This is a genomic window from Microbacterium aurum (genome assembly GCF_016907815.1).
GTDB classification, from domain to species: Bacteria; Actinomycetota; Actinomycetes; order Actinomycetales; family Microbacteriaceae; genus Microbacterium; species Microbacterium aurum.
This window is the reverse complement of sequence record NZ_JAFBCQ010000001.1, coordinates 2,671,132-2,690,220: the sequence shown is the minus strand read 5'-3', so window position 1 is coordinate 2,690,220 and position 19,089 is coordinate 2,671,132. Positions and strand designations below refer to the sequence as shown.

Genomic DNA, 19,089 nt, shown 5'->3' with positions numbered 1-19,089 from the left:
ATGTTCTACTGGTTCATGAAGTACATCGTGATCGGTCCGATCGTGAAGGCCATCTTCCGCCCATGGATCGTCGGACGCGGCAACGTCCCGGCATCCGGAGCGGCGATCCTCGCCTCGAACCACCTCTCGGTCAGCGACTCGATCTTCCTGCCGCTGATGATCGACCGGCCGATGAGCTTCCTCGCCAAGAGCGATTACTTCACCGGCAAGGGGGTGAAGGGCTGGGCGACGCGCATGTTCATGAAGGCGACGGGACAGATCCCCATCGACCGCACCGGCGGCAAAGCCTCGGAGGACTCGCTCAACACCGGGCTGCAGGTGCTCGGCCGCGGCGACCTGCTCGGCATCTACCCGGAGGGCACGCGCAGCCCCGACGGCAAGCTCTACCGCGGCCGCACGGGCCTCGCGCGCATGGCGCTGGAAGCCCGTGTGCCGGTGATCCCGGTCGTCATGGTCGGCACCGACGACATCATGCCGATCGGCCGGTCGATCCCGCGGATCGGCCGCGTCGGCATGATCATCGGCGAGCCGCTGGACTTCTCGCGCTTTCAGGGGATGGAGTCCGACCGCTACGTGCTGCGGTCGGTCACCGACGAGATCATGGTCGCGCTGCAGCGCCTCGGCGAGCAGCAGTACGACGACGTCTACGCCTCGACCGTGAAGGACCGCGCGAAGGCCTGATCCGCGGCATCGGATGCGCACGAGACGCGCGTCCGACCCGGCACCCGACCCGGCGATCGGGGTCACCGCAACCCGGCGATCGGGGGTTACCGCGCGCCACTAGACTGAGCGGATGCCCTCCCTGCACGCCGACCTGGATCACTGGCGCTCGCTCCCGATCAAGCAGCAGCCGTCCTGGCCCGACGCGGATGCCGTCGCCGCCGTTTCGGACGAGCTCGCGACCCTGCCGCCGCTGGTGTTCGCCGGCGAGGTGGACAACCTGCGCGAGCGGCTCGCGCGCGCCGCGGCCGGGCAGGCGTTCCTGCTGCAGGGCGGCGACTGCGCCGAGACGTTCGCCGGCGCCACCGCCGAGCAGATCCGCAACCGCATCAAGACCGTGCTGCAGATGGCCGTCGTCCTCACCTACGGCGCGTCGATGCCGGTCGTGAAGATGGGCCGCATGGCCGGGCAGTTCGCCAAGCCCCGCTCGAGCGACACCGAGACCCGCGGCGATGTGACCCTGCCCGCCTACCGCGGGGACATCGTCAACGGCTACGACTTCACCGAGGCGTCGCGTACCGCCGACCCGCAGCGGCTGCTGAAGGGGTACCACACCGCGGCATCCACCATCAATCTCATCCGCGCCTTCACACAGGGCGGATTCGCGGACCTCCGCGAGGTGCACTCCTGGAACAAGGGCTTCGCGCAGAACCCCGCCAACCAGCAGTACGAGCGCCTCGCGACCGAGATCGACCGCGCCATCAAGTTCATGGAGGCCGCCGGAGCGGACTTCGATGAGCTCAAGCGCGTCGAGTTCTACACCGGCCACGAGGGCCTGCTGATGGACTACGAGCGGCCGATGACCCGGATCGACTCCCGCACGCTCACGCCGTACAACACCTCGGCCCACTTCCTGTGGATCGGGGAGCGCACGCGCGAGCTCGACGGCGCGCACGTGGACTACTTCTCCAAGATCCGGAACCCGATCGGCGTCAAGCTCGGCCCGTCCACGTCAACCGACACCGCGCTCGCGCTGATCGACAAGCTCGACCCCGAGCGCGAGCCCGGCCGCCTGACCTTCATCACGCGCATGGGGGCCGGCAAGATCCGCGACGCGCTGCCGCCGCTGCTGGAGGCCGTGAAGGATGCCGGGGCGACGCCGCTCTGGGTCACCGACCCCATGCACGGCAACGGCATCACGACGCCGACGGGCTACAAGACCCGTCGCTTCGACGACGTCGTGGACGAGGTGCGCGGCTTCTTCGAGGCGCATCGCGCCGTGGGGACGTTCCCCGGCGGCATCCACGTCGAGCTCACCGGCGACGACGTCACGGAGTGCCTGGGCGGCAGCGAGCAGATCGACGAGGCCACCCTCGCGACGCGCTACGAGAGCCTGTGCGACCCGCGTCTGAACCACATGCAGTCACTCGAGCTCGCGTTCCTCGTCGCCGAGGAGCTCGAGAAGCGCTGACCCGCGCCGTCGGGGTGGCCGGCGCGCGTCAGCCACCGGTCAGCCCACGCGGGCAGGGGCGGGCCTACTGGCGGACGTCGAGGGAGATCTCGACGGTCGTGCCCTTACGGTAGGAGCCGGAGGCAGGGTTCTGCGACACCACCTCGGTGAGGTCGTTGACGGCGATGTTCCACGGGAACACGATGCCGCTGACCTTGAACCCCGCCGCCTCGAGCGTGCTCTTGGCCTTGTCGCGGGTCATGCCGACGACGTTCGGCACGTCGAACAGCTGCGGTCCCTTCGACACCACGAGCGGGACGGCGTCGTTCGGCTGGAACGGCCCCCCGTCCTCGCGCGTCCCGACGCTGATGACCCGGCCCTCCTCGACGTCGTCGCTGAAGTCCTCCGTCACCGACGCCTTCAAGCCGACGGCCTCCAGCGCCGCGATGGCGGCATCCTGCGTGTCGCCGACGACGTCCGGGACGGGTCCCGCCGAGACGTCGAACGTGACGGTCGAGCCCTCCAGCGCCGTGCATCCATTCGTGCAGTCGACGGCGTCGCCGCCGCCGGGCGGCGTCACGAGCGCCCGGATGACGGTGCCCTCGGCCGCATCGGTGAAGAACCGCGCGGGATCTCCGGATGCCGTGATGTAGAACTCCGACAGGGTCTGCGTCGCGGCATCCAGCGTCTGCCCGGCCAGCGCCGGGATGTCGTGCGACTGGGGCCCGAGCGAGATGACCACCGTCACCTGCGCGTCCTTGGCCACGCGGGCGCCGGCTTCAGGATCGGTGCGGATCGCCTGCCCGAGCGGGACGTCGCGGCTGTAGTCCTGGCCCGGCACGGCGACGAGCGCGTGCTCGGCGAGGATGCCGGTGGCCTCCTCGATCGTGCTCCCGGTGACGTCGGGCACCATGACGAGCGACCCCGGCCCCGAGCCGAACCACCAGCCCGCGCCTCCTGCGAGCCCGGTCAGCAGCAGCACCAAGGCGACCAGCCACGCGCCCTTGCGGGTGTTGCGGCGGGCGCGGCGCCGCAGGCGGGTGGCGTTGTCAACGTGGTCGGTCACGGTCGGGGCGGTGAACGTGCCGGGCATGACCTTGGTCAGCTCGCCCGAGTCCACCCCGTCGTCGACCGCGATGACACCGGGAGCGGGCGCCCGTACGACGTGCGGGAACACTCCGAGGTCCTTCTCGATCTCGCGCAGCCGGTCGAGCATGACCCGGGCATCGGTCGGGCGGTCGTCGGGGTTGCGCTCGGTCGCCCACATGACGAGCTCGTCGAGCTGCTCTGGGATGGCGGGGTTGCGGGCGCTCGGGCGGGGGACCGAGTCGGTCGCGTGCTGGTAGGCGATCTGCATGGGCTGCTCGCCCTTGTACGGCTGCTCGCCCACGAGCATCTCGTAGAGCATGATGCCGAGCGCGTAGATGTCGCTGCGGGCGTCGGCGGTGCCGCGGGTGACGAGCTCGGGGGCGAGGTAGGCGATCGTGCCGAGCAGCATCTGCCCGGTCGCGGTGTTCGCGCTCGTCGCGCGGGCCAGGCCGAAGTCGCCGATCTTGATGCGGCCGTCCTCCGCGAGCAGCACGTTCTCAGGCTTGACGTCGCGGTGCACGATGCCGGCTCGGTGCGCGGCGGCGAGGCCTGACAGCACGGCATCCATGATCGTGATCGTCTGCGGGATCGACAGCCGCTTCTGCTCGCGCAGCAGCTCGCGCATCGTGATGCCGGGGAGGTACTCCATGACGAGGTACGCCATCTCGCCGTCCTGGCCCTGGTCGAACACGTTCACGACGTGCGGGTCGGCGAGCCGCGCGGCGGCGCGCGCCTCCTGGATGAACCGGCTCTGGAACACGGTGTCGTCGGAGAGGTGGCTGTGCATCACCTTCAGGGCGACGCGGCGCTCCAGCCGCAGATCGGTCGCGACGTACACCGTCGCCATGCCGCCGCGGGCGATGCGAGCACGCACCCGGTACCGGCCGTCGACCAGACGGCCGATCAGCGGGTCGGTCTGCTGGCTCGTGCTCACCCTGTGATTCTAGGGAGCGGATGTCGCCGCGGCCGGGAGCGCCTCACCCCGGCCGTGCATCAACCGAGCGCCGCGAGCCAGGCGTAGGCCTGCGGCTCCCAGGGCGCGTACCGCTCCGGGTAGGCCGAGATCTGCACGGCCTGGGCGGCTGCGCCGAACTCCATGGACTCCCACCCGGCGATGTCGAGGAGGCCCCGCGTGCGTGTTCCGTTGGGGTCGGCGGGGCCGCCGAAGAAGGCCGCCGCGGCACGCGCGGGGTCGCTGACCTCGGCCTCCGTTCCCCATCCGGTGCTGGGACGCTGCTGGAACAGGCCCAGCGAATCGCGGTCACCCCAGTCGAGGTTGCGCAGCCACGACTCCACCATCGCGGTCGCCAGCGCGATGGCGATGCCCCGGTCGGAGACGCCGAGGCTGCGACCGACCCGGATGATGAGCCGCGCGCTCTCCTGCTGCTCCGCGTCGAGCACGACGGTCGGCGCCGCCGCGGGGTCCGCGGGGGTGGCTGCGGCCGGGGCGGATGCCGCGGCCGGCGCCGCGGTGGGGATCGTGAGAGTCTGGCCCGGGTAGATGATGGCGCCGTCGGCGAGTCCGTTCGCGGCGAGGAGCGCCGCGACGGTCGTGTCGTGGGCCCGCGCGATCGCCCAGAGGGTGTCGCCCGCGGCGATGGTGTGCGTCGTCGCCGGTGCCGGTGCCGGCGCGGGCGCGGGTGCGGCGGGGGATGCTGCGGCGACGGCTCCCGGAAGCGCGAGAACCTGGCCCGGGCGAATCAGCGTCGCCGCCCCGAGACCGTTCGCCTCCTGGAGCGCCGCGACCGACGTGCCGTGGGCGCGGGCGATCGCCCACAGCGTGTCGCCGGACTGCACGGTGTAGGTCGCGGCATCGCCGACGGCGCCGACGGCGCGGGCGCCAGTGGCGTGGAAGGACGCCGCGGCGGCAGAGCGTGGCAGTGCGCGGTCAGCCGGTTGTCGCTGCGTCGCGTGCGCGTCCGCACCCGCGGCGGCCGTCGCGACCGCCGCGGGCGCGGCGGTCAGCGTGAGCGCCACCGAGCCGACGATGGCGGCGGGGGTGGTGAGGCGGGCGGAGAGGTGTGCGAGTCGCAAGGCGGACCCCCTTCTTCGACCCCGCTACCGTGTCACGGATGTCAATTGCTGTCAACGAGTGTTATAAGAAGTGACTGCTGTGACGGATGTGATTTCAGCGCGCTCCGGCACCGCACGAGCGGCGCACGCGCGGCGCACGACGAGCCCGAGAGTGGAATAGTGGAACCGTGACCGACGACACCGCCGCATCCGCCGCCACCGACTGGCTCACCCTCCCCGAACTCGTCGAGACGCTCGGCGAACCGCTCGGCCGCATCCGCCGGCTGCTCGACGAGAAGCACCTGGTCGGCTCGCGCCGCCAGGGCGCGTTCGCGGTGCCGTCGCTGTTCATCCTCGACGGCCGCCCGCTGGCGTCGCTGCGGGGCACGGTGATCGTGCTGCAGGATGCCGGGTTCAGCGACGACGAGGTCATCGACTGGCTGCTCGCACCGGAGGAGTCCATCGGGCGTCCGCCGATCGACGCCCTGCGCGAGGGGCGCAAGAGCGAGGTCCGCCGCGTCGCACAGACGCTGGCCTGAGCCGCCGCGGCGTCAGGCTGTGCGCGCCGTCGCGTCGCGCGCGAGATCGCGCAGCGCCCCGACCGCCGGTGTCCCCAGCGGCGCACCGCGCAGCGCGCGGTCGGCCTCGTCGGCGAACCGCGTGATCGCCTGCTCGACCCGCTCCAGCGCGCCGGTGTCGGCGATGGTCTGCTGCAGGGCGGCGATCTGCCCGGCATCCAGCGACGGATCTCCGATCAGCTCGTCGAAGACCTGCCGCGCCCCGGGGGCGAGCCGTTCGCGCGTGTAGGCGATGAGCAGCGTGCGCTTGCCCTCGCGCAGGTCGTCTCCCGAGGGCTTGCCGGTCACCGCGGCGTCGCCGAAGACCCCCAGCACGTCGTCGCGCAACTGGAAGGCGAGCCCCAGGGGGTGCCCGAACGCGGCGAGTGCGGCGCTCTGGCGCTCGTCGGCGCCCGCCAGTGCGGCGCCGAGCAGGAGCGGATGCTGGATGCTGTACCGCGCCGACTTCAGCGACGCGACGCGCAGCGCGCGGTCGGCGTGCTCGTCGTCGGGGGCCGTGACGAACGCGGCCTCCTCCGCGATGTCGAGGAACTGCCCGACCGTCACTTCGCGCCGCATCAGGGCGTAGACGGCGCGGGCGGATGCCGCGTGCACCGCGCCCTGCAGTCCCTCCTCCAGCAGGTCGTCGCTCCAGGCGACGAGGAGGTCGCCGAGAAGGATCGCGGCGGAGCGGCCGAACGCCGCGGCATCCCCCGCCCAGCGCGAGGTCCGGTGCGCGCTCTCCAGCGCCCGGTGGGCGGCGGGGTGGCCACGACGGGTGTCGGAGTTGTCGATGAGGTCGTCGTGCACGAGCGCGGCGGCGTGGAAGATCTCCAGGGCCGCGGCGGCCGCGAGCACCTCGTCCGGCGCCTGCGGGGAGCGCGGGGCGCCGCCCCGGTGCTCCGCGACGGCCTGCCAGCCGGTGAGGCAGAACCGCGCGCGCAGGCGCTTGCCGCCGGTGAGAGCGGCGGCCGCGGCGTCGAAGAAGGCCGCGGTTTCGGCGCCCCCGTCGCGCCACTGCGCGCGCTGGTCGGCCACGAACCTCTCCAGTCGCTGGGAAACAGCCTCGATCGGCACGGGAGACGCGGTCACGGGCCTAGCCTAGTTCTCGAGTGCACGCGTAGAATCGAGCGCACACGAGGCCGACACCCGTACGGCGAGGAGGGGGAGGCAATGCCTCTGTCAGAGCAGGAGCAGCGTCTGCTCGATGAGATGGAACGCCATCTCATGAACAAGGACGCCGATGTCGTCAGTGCGCCTCGTGATGGGCAGACCCTCAGCTACCGCAATATCGTCTACGGCACGATCCTCGTGCTGCTCGGCATCGGCGGCCTCATCGCCGGCGTCTCCTCGGGGATCATCGTCATCGGTGTCATCGCCTTCCTCGTGATGGTCGCCGGCGTCGTCCTCGCCGTCACGCCCGCGCGCGGGTTCGCCGCCGCCACGCCCCGCTCCGGTGAGAAGAAGCCGAAGCCGGGGTCGTCGTCGGCATCCTTCATGGATCGCATGAACGACCGGTGGGATCGCCGCCAGGGCGACCGCTGATCGCCGCCGACTGACTCCGCCCGGCGGAGCGCCCCCCGCCACACGCACGACCAAGCACCGACCTTCGGGTCGGTGCTTTCTTGCGTGTGGGCGGTTTTTTCGCGTCTGTGGGGGAGTGGGGGAGGAATCCGCCGAGAAATCGATAGTGAAGTGGAGGGAAGTGGAGTAAAGTGGTGCGCACCTGGATCGGGCCGGAGGAAGGGGGAGTGGCCGATGCTGTTGGGCACCTACACCCCCAAGCTCGACGACAAGGGGCGCGTCATCCTCCCGGCCAAGTTCCGCACCGACCTCGGTGACGGCGTCGTCGTCACCCGCGGTCAGGAGCGCTGCCTGTACGTGTTCAGCACGAAGGAGTTCGAGCGGGTTTACGAGAAGATCCGCGAGGCGCCGCTGACGAACAAGCAGGCGCGCGACTTCCAGCGCATGTTCCTCTCCGGAGCGAGCGACGAGAAGCCCGACAGCCAGAGCCGCATCACGATCCCGCCGCACCTGCGCACCTACGCGAACCTGGGCCGCGAACTCGTCGTCACCGGTGTCGGCGCGCACGCCGAGATCTGGGATGCCGAGGCGTGGAACGCCTACGCCGAAGGCAACGAAGACAGCTATTCCGACATGGAGCAGGAGGTGATCCCGGGCCTGTTCTGACCGTGGCCGTGACTCCCAGCCGCACGCCCTGACACACTTCCCCGGTGCCAGGTCGCGGCGGATGGGGATCACGACTCCGGATCGGATCCCGCGAAGACCATGACCTTCTCCGACATCCACACCCCCGTCCTGCTCGAGCGCTGCGTCGAGCTGCTGGCGCCCGCCCTCGCCCGGCCCGGTGCCGTGCTCGTGGATGCCACAGAAGGCATGGGCGGACACTCCGAGGCGCTGCTCGAGCGGTTCGACGGCATCCGCCTCATCGGCCTGGACCGCGACACCGACGCCCTCCGCATCGCGGGGGAGCGCCTGGCCCGCTTCGGCGACCGCGTCACGCTCGTCCACACCGTCTACGACGGCATCGCCGCGGCTCTGGCCGGTGCCGGCGTCGAGCGCGTCGACGGCATCCTGTTCGACCTGGGCGTCTCCTCGCTTCAGCTCGACGAGGCGGACCGCGGGTTCGCGTACGCGCAGGACGCCCCGCTGGACATGCGCATGGACCAGACCGCCGGCACGACGGCCGCCGACATCGTCGCGACCTACGGCGAGGGCGACCTGCGCCGCATCTTCGAGCGGTACGGCGAAGAGAAGCTCGCCGGCCGCTACGCGCGCGCCATCATCGCCGCCCGCGCGACGGCGCCGATCACGCGCTCCGGTCAGCTCGTCGACATCCTCATCGCCGCGACGCCCGCCGCCGTCCAGCGCGAGGGCCGCGGCCACCCCGCCAAGCGGGTGTTCCAGGCGCTGCGCATCGAGGTCAACGCCGAACTCGCCGTGCTCGAGCGGGCACTGCCGGCGGCGATGGACGCCCTCCGCGTGGGCGGGCGCATCGTCGTCATGAGCTACCAGTCGCTGGAAGACCGCCTCGTCAAGCGGGTGTTCGCGGATGCCGCGGCATCCACGGCACCGGCGGGGCTGCCGGTCGAGCTTCCCGAGCACGCACCGCGGTTCCGTCTCGTGGTGAAGGGTGCGGAACTCGCGACCGATGAGGAGAAGGCGCAGAACCCCCGCGCCACCCCCGTGCGCCTGCGCGCGGCCGAGCGTGTGAGGGAGGCGGCATGAGCATTCCGGCCGAGAGTTCCGTCGACCTGCTGGCGGGTCTTCCCGAGCTGCCGTCCCGCACCCGCCCGGGTGGTCCCGCCCGCGGCGAGCGACTGCGCGCCCTCGAGCAGCCCCTGCCGCGGCGGCGTCCGCGCATGCTGTACGGCATCGTCGCCGTCGCCGGTGCGGTGCTCATCGCCGCGGCGCAGATGGGGCTGTCGATCCTCACGACCCAGACCTCGTACGAGCTCTCCGCACTGACCTCGCAGCAGCGTGACCTGGACTGGCAGAAGCAGATGCTGCAGGACGACGTCGCCGGGCTGAGCTCGCCGCAGTACCTCGCGGCGAACGCGCAGGCGATGGGGATGCTGACCGGGCAGGCGCCGACGTACCTGCGCTTGAGCGACAACGCCGTCATCGGCACCGCGGCCGGCCTCAGCGGCGCCAGCGCCATCAACGCGCTGACGCAGGCGGCCGTCGGAAACGCTCTCGTCAGCGGGGTTCCGCTAGCCGGTGACCCCGCCGCGAGCCTCGGCGGCGGCGCCAGCGTCGTCGACGACGCCATCGTCAATACGACGACACCCCCTGCCATCGCCGACGGTCTTCCCACCCCCGCCACACACTGATCTGTATGACGACCCGAGCCACTCGAAGCCCGCGTCGGCGCACCGTCGTCGCCCTCGCCGTCGTCCTGGCGGTCCTCGCCGCCTTCGTCGTGCGGCTGGTCGACATCCAGGTCGTCAACGCCAACGACCACATCAACGACTCGCAGAGCTTCGCGACCGGCGCCAAGCAGCCGCTGTACGGCGCGCGGGGCGAGATCGTCGACACCGACGGCACGGTCCTCGCCTCGAGCACGCTGCGCTACGACGTGCAGATCGACCCGTCCCTGGCCGTGAAGGGGATCGCGAAGAAGGATGACGACGGCCGAGCCGTCAAGGACGACAAGGGCGAGACCGTGATGGTGCCCTGGACCGAGCTCGCCGCCGACATCGCGGGCGTCACCGGGCAGTCGGCGGCCGACGTGGAGAAGATCGTCGCCGACGCCCTCGCCGCCGACGCGGACAGCCAGTACGCCGTCGTGAAGAAGTCGGTGTCCACGGAGGAGTACCGGACGCTGGCGGGGCTGAAGCTGCCGTTCCTGTCGTTCCCGCCGCATCCGTCTCGGATCTATCCCGACGGCGCCGTCGCCGGCAACCTCATCGGGTTCGTCGGCTCGGACGGCACGCCGCTGGAGGGACTGGAGGGCCTGCAGAACTCGTGCCTGGCCGCCGAGGACGGATCGCTGACCTACCAGCGCGGCGCCGACGGGGTCATCATCCCCGGCACCGAGGTGGAGAAGCCGGCCGTGGACGGCGGGACGCTGAAGCTCACGATCGACAGCGACCTGCAGTGGTTCATGCAGCAGCTGATCAGCGAGGAGACCGCCCGCTACCAGGCGGACTGGGGCGGCATCATCGTCATGGAGGCCAAGACCGGCAAGATCCGGGCGCTCGCCGAGACGAACTCCGTCGACCCCAACGATCCCGGGGCCTCATCTCCCGACGACCGGGGCTCGCGCCTGCTGCGGGTCGCGTACGAGCCGGGATCGACGTTCAAGCCGGTCACCGCGGCGACGGCGATCGAGCAGGCCGGGCTCACCCCGACCTCCACCGTCGTCACGCCCGACCGCATCGAGTTCCCCAACGGCGCGGTCATCAACGACTCCGAGAGTCACCCCACCGAGAACCTGACCCTCACCGGCGGTCTCGTGCAGTCATCGAACGTCGCCATGAGCCAGTTCGGTACGACGGTGGCGCCCGAGGTGCGTCAGGACTACCTCCAGCGCTTCGGCGTCGGCGGCGGCGACGCCCTCGACTGGTCGGGTGCACCGCGGACCGGATTCTCCGCCGACGCGAAGGACTGGGACAACCAGACCTACTACACCACGACGTTCGGCCAGGCCTTCACCGTCACCCCGACCCAGGTCACGAGCGTCTTCCAGACGATCGCCAACGGCGGGGTGCGCATGCCCGCGCAGCTCGTCGAGTCGTGCACGAAGGCCGACGGCACGGTCGTCACCCCCGACCTTCCCGACCCGGTGCAGGTCATCAAGCCGGAGACCGCGGCCGAGGTGTCGCAGATGCTGGAGAACGTCTACGCGCAGGGCACGCTCGCCGCGGACATCAACATCCCCGGCTACCGTCTGGGCGTCAAGACCGGTACGGCGCAGGTCCCCGACGGGCACGGCGGTTACAAGGACAACCTCTACATGACGTCGCTGGCCGGTTACGCCCCGGCGGAGGATCCGCAGTACGTTGTTCTGACGCTGTTCAACGAGCCGAAGACCAACACGATGTCCTCGGCGAACCGCTCCGTCTTCAAGAAGGCGATGACGCAGGTGCTGACGCACTACCGCGTCATGCCGTCGAACCAGCCCACCCCGCTGCTGCCGGTCACCCAGTGACGCACTGCGCGTGAGGAAGCACTCCCTATGATCCGGATGACACTCGCCGAGGTCGCCGCCGCCGTCGCGGGGCGCCTCCAGGCGACGGATGCCGATACCCCCGACACCACGGTCGACGGCACCGTCGACACCGACTCGCGCCTCATCGGGCCCGGTGACATCTTCGTCGCCAAGCCCGGCGAGACCACCGACGGCCACCGCTTCGTCGCGGCCGCAGCCCAGGCCGGCGCGGCGCTCGCGATCGTCGAGCACCCCGTCGACGCGCCGATCAGCCAGATCGTCGTGGCCGACGCGGTGCAGGCCCTCGCCGATCTCGCCCGCACGGTCGTCGCGCAGGTCCGCGCCGGCGGCGACCTGCGCGTGGTCGGCATCACCGGATCCAACGGCAAGACGACGACGAAGAACCTCCTCGCCCGCATCCTGCAGGACGAGGGGGAGACGGTCGCACCGCGCGCCTCGTTCAACAACGAGGTCGGCGCGCCACTGACGATGCTGCGCGTCACCGCCGACACCCGGTTCCTGGTGAGTGAGTTCGGCGCCGCGGCCGGCGGCCAGATCGCCCGCCTCGCCGGGCTCGTGACCCCCGACATCGGCGTGGTCCTCATGGTGGGACTCGCCCACGCCGGAGGCTTCGGCGGCGTGGAGGAGACCCTGAAGGCCAAGACCGAGCTGGTCGAGGCGGTCCGCCCGGGCGGTGTGGCCGTGCTCAACGCCGACGATCCGCGCGTCGTGACGATGGCCGCCGTCGCGGCGGCCCGCGGCGTCGCGGTGCGCTGGTTCGGGCGCAGCACCGCGGCCGAGCTCCGCGCCGAAGACGTCGAGGTCACGGCATCCGGCACCACCTGCGTCGTCGTCGCCGGCGACGAGCGCCTGCCGCTGCGCCTGCGGGTGCTCGGCGAGCACCACGTCATGAACGCCCTCGCCGCCCTCGCCGCGGCCCGCGAGCTGGGCGTCGCGCTGCGCGACGGCATCGCGCGCCTGGAGACCGTCGAGATCGCCGAGCGCTGGCGCATGCAGCCGCTCGGGTCGGACCGGGTCCGCATCATCAACGACGCCTACAACGCCAGCCCCGACTCCATGGCGGCGGCGTTGCGCACCCTCGCGCAGATCGCCGAGCCCGGACAGCGCAAGGTCGCCGTCCTCGGGGCGATGAGCGAACTGGGCGAGTATGCCGGGGAGGAGCACGACCGGGTGGGGCTCCTCGCGGTGCGGCTGCGGATCGAGCGCATCGTCGTCGTCGGCCGCGACGCGCGCCGGCTGTACCTCGCCGCCGTCGGCGAGGGCTCGTGGGACGGCGAGGCGGTCTTCTTCGAGACCGCCGACGAGGCGTTCGACTACCTGTCGGGCGAGCTCCGCGACGGCGACCGCGTGCTCGTGAAGTCCTCCAACTCGGCGGGTCTGCGGCATCTGGGCGATCGTCTGGGAGAATCGTTCTCGTGAGATCCCTGCTGACGGCCGCGACGATCTCCCTCGCCTTCACCCTCTTCCTCACGCCGCTGTTCATCCGGCTGTTCGAGAAGCTCGGCTGGGGACAGGTCATCCGCACGCCGGAGGACGCCCACAACCCCAGCCACCACGCCAAGCGCGGCACGCCCACGATGGGCGGGGTGGTCTTCATCCTCGGCTCGATCGTCGGCTACGTCGTCGGCACCCTGACCGGCGGCGCGCCGCCCACGATCTCGGGGCTGCTCGTCATCTGGATGATGGTCGGCTTCGGCGTCGTCGGCTTCATCGACGACTTCATGAAGGTGCGTCAGCAGCGCAGCCTCGGCCTCTCGGGCTGGCGCAAGATCGTCGGCCAGGTGCTGGTGGCGGTGCCCTTCGGCATCCTGGCACTGAACTTCCCGAACACCTACGGTCAGACGCCCGCCTCGCCGTACGTGTCGTTCTTCCGCGACATTCCGGTGCTGTCGTTCATGGCGCTCGGGGTGATCGTCGGCTGGATCGTCTACCTGGTGTGGGTGTCGTTCATCTCCGTCGCCTGGTCCAACGCCACCAACCTCACCGACGGACTGGACGGACTGGCCACCGGCGCGGGCATCTTCACCATCTCGGCGCTGAGTCTCGTGACCTTCTGGCAGTTCCAGCAGCGCTGCATGAGCAACGCGCTCGTGGACAGCTACGTCAACGCCTGCTACCCGACGCGCGACCCCATGGACCTCACGATCGTGGCGGCTTCCTTCGTCGGCGCCCTCGTCGGGTTCCTGTGGTGGAACGCGCCGAAGGCGAAGATCTTCATGGGCGATGTCGGGTCGATGGCGATCGGCGGCGTCATCGCCGCGATGGGCATCCTCTCGCGCACCGAGCTTCTGACCGTCATCATCGCGGGCGTCTTCATCATCGGCCCCGGTTCGGTGATCCTGCAGCGCTACTACTTCAAGGCCACGGGCGGGAAACGTCTGTTCCTCATGAGCCCCTTCCATCACCATCTCGAGATGCGCGGATGGCCGGAGATCACGATCGTCGTGCGGATGTGGATCATCGCCGGCATGCTCGCGGTCACCGGCGTGGGCCTGTTCTACGTCGCGTGGCTGGCGGCGCTGTGACGGGGCGCCTCGACGAGCTGACGAGCTGGCACGCCGACTGGAAGGGCCTGCGCGTCGCGGTGCTCGGCCTGTCGATGACGGGCTTCTCCGTCGCCGACACGCTCGCCGAGCTCGGCGCCGAGGTGCTCGTCGTGACGCAGGATGCCGACGCGGAATACGCGCGGCTGCTGCCGGTGATCGGCGCGACCCTGTGGACGGGGCCGCTCGACACCGTGCCCGCCGAGCTCGAGGCGTTCGCGCCCGAGGTCGTCGTCGCTTCGCCCGGCTTCGCCCCGCACCACCCCGTCATCGCGTGGGTGCGCGCCTCGGGCATCGCGCTGTGGGGCGACATCGAGCTGGCGTGGCGCGTCCGCGACAAGGTCGTGCGCGCCGACGGCACGCCCGCGGACTGGGTGCTCATCACGGGGACGAACGGCAAGACCACGACCACGCAGCTGACAGCCGCGATGCTCGTCGCCGGGGGACTGCGGGCAGCGCCCGTGGGGAACATCGGCGTACCGGTCCTCGACGCCGTGCGCGACCCCGCCGGCTTCGACGTGCTCGTCGTGGAGCTGTCCAGCCACCAGCTCTGGTACCTGTCGCTGCAGGACGGTCCCGATCCGCTTTCGCCCCACGCGAGCGTGTGCCTGAACCTCGCCGACGACCACCTGCAGTGGCACGGCTCGTTCGCCGCCTATCGCGATGCGAAGGCGGTCGTCTACGAGAACACGCGTGTCGCGTGCGTCTACAACAAGGCGGATGCCGCGACCCGCGTCATGGTGGAAGAAGCCGACGTCGTGGACGGATGCCGCGCCATCGGCTTCGACCTCGGGGTGCCGGGGCCGGGCGACCTGGGCGTCGTCGACGGCATCCTCGTCGACCGCGCCTTCCTCGACGATCGCCGCACCCGCGCGCTGGAGCTGACCACCGTGGCCGACCTGGCGGCGCGGGGCCTTGCGGCGCCCCACGTCGTGGCGAACATCCTCGCCGCCGCGGCCCTCGCCCGCTCGCTCGATGTGCCGCCGGCGGCGATCGCGGCGGCGCTGGACACCTTCCGCCTCGACGCGCACCGCATCGAGGTCGTCGCGGTGACGGCGGGCATCACGTGGGTGGACGACTCCAAGGCCACCAACCCGCACGCCGCCGCGTCGTCGCTGGCCGCGTTCCCCGGAGCGGTCTGGGTCGTCGGCGGTCAGCTGAAGGGCGTCGACATCGCCGAGCTCGTCGCCGCGCGCGGTGGGGGAGTGAAAGCCGCGATCGTCATCGGCGTGGACCGCGACCCGATCACGGAGGCGTTCGCACGACACGCCCCCGGCATCCCGCTGTTCGAGGTCGACCACGCTCAGACTGAAGACGTCATGGCGCAGGTCGTCGAACTGGCGGCGGAGATCGCCCGTGACGGAGACGTGGTCCTCCTCGCTCCGGCCGCGGCATCCTTCGATCAATTCGATTCCTACGCCGACCGCGGTCATCGTTTCGCCAGGGCCGTGAAGGACCGGGTCGACCGGGACGAGAACCAGCAGGACCGAAGCCACGGAGGGGGAGCCGGTGACGACGACGATCCCGCCGCGGACCCGCCGCGCGGCGCCGCCGGCTGAGCCGACCGCATCCGCCTCGGACGCCGCCTCGGGGCGTGGTTTCGCCGCGCGCGTCTCGCTGGGTCGCGTCTTCGCGCCGGTGCCGAGCGAGTTCCTGCTCATCGCCTCGACGGCGCTGCTGCTGACCGGGTTCGGCCTGACGATGGTGCTGTCGGCGACGATGGCGACCGCGCTGGCCGACGGGCAGAGCCCGTTCGAAGTCGTGCTCAAGCAGGCCGTGTTCGCGGTCATCGGCATCCCGCTGATGTTCGTGGCGAGTCGGCTGCCGGTGTCGTTCTGGAAGAAGATCGCCTGGCCGGCGCTCATCCTCACGACCGTGTTCCAGCTGCTCGTCTTCGTCCCGGGTATCGGCATCGAGAACGACGGCAACCGCAACTGGGTGCGCATCGCCGGCCTCCAGATGCAGCCCTCGGAGTTCCTCAAGGTCACGCTCGCGCTGTGGCTCGGCTACGTCCTGTACCGCAAGCAGACGCTGCTCGGCCTGTGGCGGCACGTGTTCATCCCGGTGGTGCCGGTCGGCGCGCTCGTCATCGGGACGGTCATGGCCGGTCATGACCTCGGCACCGCGATGATCCTCATGGCGATCCTGCTCGGCTGCCTGTTCTTCTCCGGCGTGCGCCTGCGGCTGTTCCTCATCCCGCTCATCCTCGTCGTCGGCGCCGCCGCGGTGTTCGCGGTGACGAGCCCCAACCGCATGGGGCGCATCATGAGCTTCTTGAACGTCGACTCCACCGCCTGTTACTTCGACGACTGCTACCAGTCGCTGCACGGGGTGTGGGGGCTCGCCAACGGCGGCATCTTCGGGCTGGGGCTCGGCAATTCGCGGGAGAAGTACGGGTGGCTGCCGGCGCAGTCGAACGACTACATCTTCGCGATCCTGGGGGAAGAGCTCGGCCTCATCGGCTGCCTCGTGGTGCTCGCGCTGTTCACGCTGTTCGCGGTGGGCGCCTTCCACATCGTCCGCAAGACCCACGACCCGTTCATCCGCATCGTCGCGGGCGGCATCACGGTCTGGATCGTCGGCCAGGCGCTGCTGAACATCGCCGTCGTCCTGCGGCTGGCCCCCGTGCTGGGCGTGCCGCTGCCGTTCATGTCGCAGGGCGGGACGTCCCTTCTGTCGGTCCTGATCGCGTGCGGCGTGCTGCTGTCCTTCGCGCGGACGCTGCCGCAGCCGGCCCTCGCGCCGCCGCCCGCGTCCGGGCGTGCCGCGTCCGGGCGGCCTGCCCGCGCGAGCCGCTGACGGCGGCATCCTGCCCGCGCGAGGCGCTGACGGAACAGATCCACTGTGCCCAGCGGGCCCGGCTGACCTCACTGCAAGGGATGCCGGGCGACACGCCGCACGATCGGCGCGCCGCCCCGGCGTGTCTCCCGCACGGCCTTGTAGTCACCTCGCCTCGGGCCGCCGAGGCCGAGGCGGAAGCCGCGGCGTCGCGCGACGGTAGGCTCGATCCGGTGACGAGCGCCTCAGCATCCCCGACGTATCTGCTCGCCGGCGGTGGGACCGCCGGCCACGTCAACCCGCTGCTCGCCGTCGCCGACGGACTGCGGGCGCGGGATGCCGCGGCATCCGTTCTCGTGCTCGGCACCCGCGAGGGGCTCGAGTCTCGCCTCGTGCCCGAGCGCGGGTACGAGCTGCTGGTGGTGGACAAGGTCCCGTTCCCGCGCCGACCGAACGCCGCGGCCCTGCGGTTTCCGTTCGCGTGGCGCCGCGCCGTCCGGCAGGTGCGCGCGCACATCCGCGCGCACGGCGTCGACGTGGTGGTCGGCTTCGGCGGCTACGCCTCGGCTCCCGCGTACGTCGCGGCGCGCCGAGAAGGGGTGCCCTACGTCGTGCACGAAGCCAACGCACGCCCGGGACTGGCGAACCGGCTCGGCGCCCGCGGGGCGGCAGGCATCGGTGTCGCGTTCGAGGGGACGCCGCTGCCCGGCTCCCGTGTCGTCGGCATGCCGCTGCGGCGCGAGCTGGTCGAGCTCGACCGCGCCGAGCTGCGCGCCGAGGCGGCGGCATCGTTCGGTCTCGACCCCGCGCGTCCGGTGCTACTGGTCTTCGGCGGATCCCTCGGGGCGCGCCGGCTGAACGAAGCGTTCGCTGAGGCGTGGTCGTCGGTGACGGCGGCCGGGTGGCAGCTACTGCACGCCGCGGGGGAGCGCGATGAGCTCGTCGACCCGGGCGCGCCGGACTACCGTGTCGTGCCGTACCTCGACCGGATGGACCTGGCGCTCGCGCTGGCCGACCTCGTGGTCTCGCGCGCCGGGGCCGCGACCGTGAGCGAGCTGTCGGCGCTCGGCATCCCCGCCGTCTACGTCCCTTACGCCGTCGGCAACGGCGAGCAGGCGCTGAACGCGGCATCCGCCGTCGCCTCCGGTGCCGCGTTGATGATCCCCGACGCCGAGTTCACGGCCGCCCGTGTCCGCGAACAGATCGTGCCGCTGCTGACCGATGCCGAAGCTCTCGCCGAGATGCGGCAGGCGGCCGAGGGGTCGGGCGCGCGCGCCGGCACGGCGAACGTCATCGCGATGATCGACGAGGCCCTCGGGCGCTGACCGCGCGCCGTCCCGGCCGCGCCGACGGGGTGGCGCCGAGCGTCAGCCCGCCGAGAGGGCGCGGCGGCGCCGGCGCACCGACGCAGAGACCGCGACGACGAGCGCGGCGACCGGGGTGAGGAAGGGAAGCAGCTGCAGTCCCAGGGCGAGCACGAGGACGGGCAGGGCGGCGCCGATCGCCAGGATCCCGCCCGAGTCCGCCGCTCGCCGGGACGTGAGGAGCAGCCACGCGACGGCTCCGGCGATCGGCAGCGCGCACAGCAGAAGCTGCCACACGATCGCGTTGCCATCGCCGTCGGATGCCGCATTCACGATCGCCAGCGCGGCCGCCGCGACGACGAGGAGCACGGCGGGGCCCCAGCGGTCTCGCGTGCGGTGGCCCGTCCGCGCCACGCCCACGCACAGGGTGAGCGGAATCGCCGCGAGCGCTCCGGCTGCGATGCCCGCCCGCATCGCCTCGCTCGCGTCCAGCGGTGACCATTGCGACCCGGCGAACGCGAAGGCGACGGCCGGGATCCCGAGCACGAACGACGTCGTCGCTAGGCCCGCGATCCACCGCGAGCGGACCTCGGCGGCCCGGTCGTGCGGTGCGGGCGTGTCGGCGGGTGTGGCTGAAGTCGGCGTCCTTCCGCGTGCGGCGGGTACGGATCTCGCGGGGGACCGGGTGCCGCCGCGCGGAGGGCGCGTCCCGAGATCGGCGAGCACGAGCGCGCCGATCGCCGTCAGCCCGGCCGTCGCCGGGCTCGGCAACGTGACCATGAGCGTCGGTGCCAGCACCAGCCCCGCCGCCCCTCCGATCGCGTACGCCCAGCCGCGCAGTCGTCCCGCGAGCATCGTCCCGATGAGGATCGCGGTCGCCGCCGCGCCCAGCAGCGCGGACCCCGCCGCCAGAAACAGCCACGCGGCCGCGAACGGCGAGCGAGCGACGCCGGCGTACAGCGTCGTCCACCGGCCCAGCGCGCCGCAGCCTCCGCCCTGC

Annotated in this window: 17 protein-coding genes; 13 read left to right on the top strand and 4 right to left on the bottom strand. The window is 71.5% G+C overall.

What is annotated here, in order from left to right; all coding sequences use genetic code 11:
* Window positions 1-681 carry a lysophospholipid acyltransferase family protein gene (locus tag JOD60_RS13230; protein ID WP_076691046.1) on the top strand — a complete coding sequence of 227 codons (681 nt, stop codon included), beginning with the start codon at window positions 1-3 and terminating at the stop codon, window positions 679-681.
* A gap of 112 nt (window positions 682-793) precedes the next feature.
* Window positions 794-2,131, top strand: coding sequence for a class II 3-deoxy-7-phosphoheptulonate synthase (locus JOD60_RS13225; protein ID WP_076691045.1), 1,338 nt, complete (start codon window positions 794-796; stop codon window positions 2,129-2,131).
* Window positions 2,132-2,195: 64 nt separating this feature from the next.
* On the opposite strand, the gene pknB is transcribed toward JOD60_RS13225, so the two are convergent.
* Both pknB and JOD60_RS13215 read right to left on the bottom strand, forming a co-directional pair.
* The gene (gene pknB, locus JOD60_RS13220; protein ID WP_076691044.1) at window positions 2,196-4,133 is read right to left on the bottom strand and encodes a Stk1 family PASTA domain-containing Ser/Thr kinase; all 1,938 of its coding nucleotides are present in this window, start codon (window positions 4,131-4,133) and stop codon (window positions 2,196-2,198) included.
* Between the two features lie 59 nt (window positions 4,134-4,192).
* Entirely contained in the window at window positions 4,193-5,233 is a 1,041-nt protein-coding gene (locus JOD60_RS13215) for a LysM peptidoglycan-binding domain-containing protein (RefSeq protein WP_076691043.1), read from the bottom strand.
* 167 nt (window positions 5,234-5,400) lie between these two features.
* Here JOD60_RS13215 and JOD60_RS13210 point away from each other — a divergent pair, with 167 nt between their 5' ends.
* Window positions 5,401-5,751 carry an Rv2175c family DNA-binding protein gene (locus JOD60_RS13210; RefSeq protein ID WP_076691042.1) on the top strand — a complete coding sequence of 117 codons (351 nt, stop codon included), beginning with the start codon at window positions 5,401-5,403 and terminating at the stop codon, window positions 5,749-5,751.
* 12 nt (window positions 5,752-5,763) lie between these two features.
* Here the strand turns inward: JOD60_RS13210 and JOD60_RS13205 are convergent, their stop codons facing one another.
* A complete protein-coding gene (locus tag JOD60_RS13205) occupies window positions 5,764-6,861 on the bottom strand; it encodes a polyprenyl synthetase family protein (protein ID WP_076691041.1) in 1,098 nt (365 codons plus the stop codon).
* Window positions 6,862-6,942: 81 nt separating this feature from the next.
* Here JOD60_RS13205 and JOD60_RS13200 point away from each other — a divergent pair, with 81 nt between their 5' ends.
* From JOD60_RS13200 to murG, 10 genes are all read left to right on the top strand, one after another.
* Window positions 6,943-7,314 carry an SCO2097 family morphological protein gene (locus tag JOD60_RS13200; RefSeq protein ID WP_076691040.1) on the top strand — a complete coding sequence of 124 codons (372 nt, stop codon included), beginning with the start codon at window positions 6,943-6,945 and terminating at the stop codon, window positions 7,312-7,314.
* A 213-nt stretch (window positions 7,315-7,527) separates the two neighbouring features.
* Window positions 7,528-7,959, top strand: coding sequence for a division/cell wall cluster transcriptional repressor MraZ (gene mraZ, locus JOD60_RS13195; protein ID WP_076691039.1), 432 nt, complete (start codon window positions 7,528-7,530; stop codon window positions 7,957-7,959).
* A 99-nt stretch (window positions 7,960-8,058) separates the two neighbouring features.
* Window positions 8,059-9,018, top strand: coding sequence for a 16S rRNA (cytosine(1402)-N(4))-methyltransferase RsmH (rsmH, locus tag JOD60_RS13190; RefSeq protein ID WP_076691038.1), 960 nt, complete (start codon window positions 8,059-8,061; stop codon window positions 9,016-9,018).
* Window positions 9,015-9,623 carry a cell division protein FtsL gene (gene ftsL, locus JOD60_RS13185; protein WP_076691037.1) on the top strand — a complete coding sequence of 203 codons (609 nt, stop codon included), beginning with the start codon at window positions 9,015-9,017 and terminating at the stop codon, window positions 9,621-9,623. The genes rsmH and ftsL overlap by 4 nt, the downstream gene beginning before the upstream one ends.
* Before the next feature lie 5 nt (window positions 9,624-9,628).
* Window positions 9,629-11,443: a peptidoglycan D,D-transpeptidase FtsI family protein gene (locus tag JOD60_RS13180; RefSeq protein WP_076691036.1), complete on the top strand. Its 1,815-nt coding sequence runs from the start codon at window positions 9,629-9,631 to the stop codon at window positions 11,441-11,443.
* A gap of 27 nt (window positions 11,444-11,470) precedes the next feature.
* Window positions 11,471-12,883 carry a UDP-N-acetylmuramoyl-tripeptide--D-alanyl-D-alanine ligase gene (locus tag JOD60_RS13175; RefSeq protein ID WP_076691035.1) on the top strand — a complete coding sequence of 471 codons (1,413 nt, stop codon included), beginning with the start codon at window positions 11,471-11,473 and terminating at the stop codon, window positions 12,881-12,883.
* A complete protein-coding gene (gene mraY / locus JOD60_RS13170) occupies window positions 12,880-13,989 on the top strand; it encodes a phospho-N-acetylmuramoyl-pentapeptide-transferase (protein ID WP_076691034.1) in 1,110 nt (369 codons plus the stop codon). Before JOD60_RS13175 ends, mraY begins: the two co-directional genes overlap by 4 nt.
* Window positions 13,971-15,566, top strand: coding sequence for a UDP-N-acetylmuramoyl-L-alanine--D-glutamate ligase (gene murD / locus JOD60_RS13165; protein WP_232321611.1), 1,596 nt, complete (start codon window positions 13,971-13,973; stop codon window positions 15,564-15,566). The genes mraY and murD overlap by 19 nt, the downstream gene beginning before the upstream one ends.
* Entirely contained in the window at window positions 15,517-16,806 is a 1,290-nt protein-coding gene (ftsW, locus tag JOD60_RS13160; RefSeq protein WP_076691032.1) for a putative lipid II flippase FtsW, read from the top strand. Before murD ends, ftsW begins: the two co-directional genes overlap by 50 nt.
* Window positions 16,807-17,018: 212 nt before the next feature.
* On the top strand, window positions 17,019-18,110 hold the full coding sequence (gene murG, locus JOD60_RS13155) for an undecaprenyldiphospho-muramoylpentapeptide beta-N-acetylglucosaminyltransferase (protein WP_076691031.1): 1,092 nt from the start codon (window positions 17,019-17,021) through the stop codon (window positions 18,108-18,110).
* A gap of 42 nt (window positions 18,111-18,152) precedes the next feature.
* Here the strand turns inward: murG and JOD60_RS13150 are convergent, their stop codons facing one another.
* Window positions 18,153-18,944, bottom strand: a complete 792-nt coding sequence (locus JOD60_RS13150; RefSeq protein WP_076691030.1) for a hypothetical protein — start codon at window positions 18,942-18,944, stop codon at window positions 18,153-18,155.
* Between the last annotated feature and the right edge of the window lie 145 nt (window positions 18,945-19,089).